This is a genomic window from Micromonospora sp. NPDC004540 (assembly GCF_040610095.1).
In the GTDB taxonomy this organism is placed as follows: Bacteria; Actinomycetota; Actinomycetes; order Mycobacteriales; family Micromonosporaceae; genus Micromonospora.
The window spans coordinates 1-3,236 of sequence record NZ_JBEXLR010000194.1; the positions used below are offsets into that span (position 1 = coordinate 1).

Annotated in this window: 2 protein-coding genes; both read right to left on the reverse strand. The window is 77.4% G+C overall.

Features of this window, described 5'->3' with window-relative positions:
* A partial coding sequence (locus tag ABZV78_RS31560) for an ATP-binding protein (RefSeq protein ID WP_355644490.1) occupies nucleotides 1–1,655 on the reverse strand: 1,655 nt, incomplete at its 3' end.
* Nucleotides 1,652–3,236, reverse strand: a 1,585-nt coding sequence (locus ABZV78_RS31565; RefSeq protein WP_355644492.1) for a cobaltochelatase subunit CobN, incomplete at its 5' end; no start/stop codon positions are given. The genes ABZV78_RS31565 and ABZV78_RS31560, both read right to left, overlap by 4 nt.

Here is a 3,236-nt window from a genome sequence, read left to right on the forward strand (position 1 = left end):
GCGTTCATCGGTTGACCTCCCGGACGGTGGCGCGAACGGTGGCAGGGCTGGCGTCGTCGCGGCCGGCGGCACGGATCGCCGGGCCGTATTCGTCCACCCGGTTCCCCCAGCCGGTCGCCGGCTCGGGACCGGCGGGTGTCTGGCCGGCCGCCACTCCCGGCCGACGCGCCGCCGGCGGACCGATCGGCGTCGGGGCGGTTCCCGTCCTCGCCGACGCACCGGTCGTCGCCCGGGTGACCGAACCGGTCCGACCCGGCGACGTCGCGGCCGGTGCGGTCGTCGCCAGGCCAGCCGTCGCCAGGCCAGCCGTCGCCAGGCCGGCCGTCGCCGGTCCGGCCGTCGTTGAACCGGTCGTCGCCCGTCCCGTCGCCGGTCCGGCCGTTGGCCGGCCAGCGACCGTCCCGGCCGGTCCCGCACCCGTCGTCCGGAGACCCGGGGCGGCCGGTGTCGTCGGACACGCCGGGCCGGTCTCGGCCGCCGGAGCCGCCCTTCCGGCCGGGGCCGTCAGGGTCCACCCCGCCGCCGCCCGACCCGCCGGCCGAGCCCTCGGGGCCGTCGTCCGGCCCGGGGCCGCCGGCCGGGCCGGGCCCGTCGCCGGGGCCGCCGGACGGGTCGTCGTCGTCCGGGTCGTCGTCGGGGTGCTGCTCGCGGGCGTGGCGCAGCGCCTCGTCCAGGCGCTGCTCGTCCAGCCCGGGGGTGTCGAACGGGTCCCGGCGACGGCGGTGCGGCAGGGCCAGCCGGGCGGCGACCCGGACGTCGTCGGCGGTCACCCGGTCCCGGCCCTGCCAGGCGGCGTGCGCCACGGCGGTGCGGGCGGTGACGATGTCGGCGCGCATGCCGTCCACGTCGAACGCGGCGCAGACCTCGGCGATCTGCCGCAGCGCCGCGTCGGGCAGCGCCACCCGGGGCAGCCGGCGCCGGGCGGCGGCCACCCGGCGGGCCACCTCGGCGTCCGCCTCGGCCCAGCCGGCGGCAAAGGCGGCCGGGTCGGCGTCGGCGGCGAGCCGGCGGCGGACCACCTCGGTGCGGACGGCGGGGTCGCGGCTGGCGGCCACCTCGACGGTCAGCCCGAACCGGTCGAGCAGCTGCGGGCGCAGCTCCCCCTCCTCCGGGTTCATGGTGCCGACCAGCAGGAACCGGGCGGCGTGGCTCACCGAGACGCCCTCCCGCTCGACGTGGCAGCGGCCCATCGCGGCGGCGTCCAGCAGCAGGTCGACCAGGTGGTCGTGGAGCAGATTGACCTCGTCGACGTAGAGCACGCCGCGGTGGGCGGCGGCGAGCAGGCCGGGCTCGTAGGCGCGTACCCCCTCGGCGAGGGCCTTCTCCAGGTCGAGCGAGCCGACCACCCGGTCCTCGGCGGCGCCCACCGGCAGCTCGACCAGTCGGGCCGGGCGGCGCTCGGCCGCCGACCCGGTGGGATGCGGGCCGTCCGGGCAGCCCGGGTCGGGCGCGGCCGGATCGCAGGCGAAGCGGCAGGCCGCGACCCGGTCGACCGGTGGCAGCAGCGCGGCGAGGGCGCGCACGGCGGTGGACTTGGCGGTGCCCTTCTCGCCCCGGACCAGCACCCCGCCGACGGCCGGGCTGACCGCGTTGAGCAGCAGGGCGAGACGCATCTCGTCCATCCCCAGCACCGCGCTGAACGGGTACGACGTCATTGCCGGTCCTCCAGGTCGCCCTCGCTGGCCAGGTACGTCTCGTGCAGGCGGTCGAGGGTGGCCGGCTCGGGCACCGCCCACAGCCCGCGCTCGGCGGCCTCCAGCAGCCGCTCGGCGATGCCGCGCAGCGCCCACGGGTTGGACCGCTCCAGGAACTCCCGGGTCTCCGGGTCGAAGAGGTACGCCTCGGCGAGCCGCTCGTACATCCAGTCGTCGACGACGCCGGCGGTGGCGTCGTAGCCGAACAGGTAGTCCACGGTGGCGGCCAGCTCGAAGGCGCCCTTGTAGCCGTGCCGGCGCATGGCGGCGATCCAGCGCGGGTTGACCACCCGGGCGCGGAACACCCGGCGGGTCTCCTCGCCCAGCGTCCGGGTGCGGACGTCGTGCGGCATGGCCGAGTCGCCCACGTACGCGGCCGGGGAGCCGCCGGTGAGATGGCGGACCATGGCCACCATCCCGCCGTGGTACTGGAAGTAGTCGTCGGAGTCGACGATGTCGTGCTCGCGGGTGTCCTGGTTCTTCACGGCGACGGCGATCCGGGCGAAGGAGCGTTCCATGTCGGCCCGCGCCTCCCGTCCGTCCAGCCCCGGCCCGTAGGCGTAGCCGCCCCAGACGGCGTACACCTCGGCCAGGTCGGCGTCGGTACGCCAGTTCCGGGCGTCGATGAGCGGCAGCAGCCCGGCCCCGTACGCCCCCGGTTTGGAGCCGAAGATGCGGGCGGTGGCCCGGCGCGGGTCGCCGTGCTCGGCGACGTCCGCGTCGACGTGCGCCTTCACGTAGTTCTCCGCGGCCGGCTCGTCGAGCGCGGCGACCTGCCGGACGGCGTCGTCGATGAGGGCCACGACGTGCGGGAAGGCGTCCCGGAAGAAGCCGGAGATGCGCACCGTGACGTCGACCCGGGGGCGGCCCAGCTCGGCCAGCGGCAGCACCTCGACGCCGGTGACCCGGCGCGACCGGTCGTCCCACGTCGGACGGACGCCGAGCAGGGCCAGCACCTCCGCGATGTCGTCGCCCTGCGTGCGCATGGCGCTGGTACCCCAGACGGTGAGCCCGACCGACCGCGGGTACGCCCCGGTGTCGGCGAGGTGCCGGGCCAGCAGCGAGTCGGCGAGGGCCACCCCGACGTCCCAGGCGTTGCGGCTGGGGATGGCCTTCGGGTCGACGGAGTAGAAGTTGCGCCCGGTGGGCAGCACGTTGACCAGCCCGCGGGTGGGCGAGCCGGACGGGCCGGGCGGGACGAACCGGCCGGCGAGGGCGCCGAGCACCCGGTCGATCTCGTCGGTGGTCCGGTCCAGCCGGGGCACCACCTCGCGGGCGGCGAAGCGGAGCACCTCGGCGGCGTCGGGCACCGGCCCGCCGGCCACCTCCTCGACCACCGCGTCGGCCTTGGCGGCGTCCCAGCCGAGGGTCTCCATGCCGAGCACGAGGCGGCGGGCCAGGGCCTCGATCAGGTCGACGGCGTCGGCGGCGGTGGCGGCCGGCCCGTCGACGGCCTCGGCCCGCTGGGCGGTCGCCGGATCCTTCCACACGTGCACCCGCTGGGCGGGCCGCTGGTCGAGCCCGGTCAGCCCGGCGGTCGCA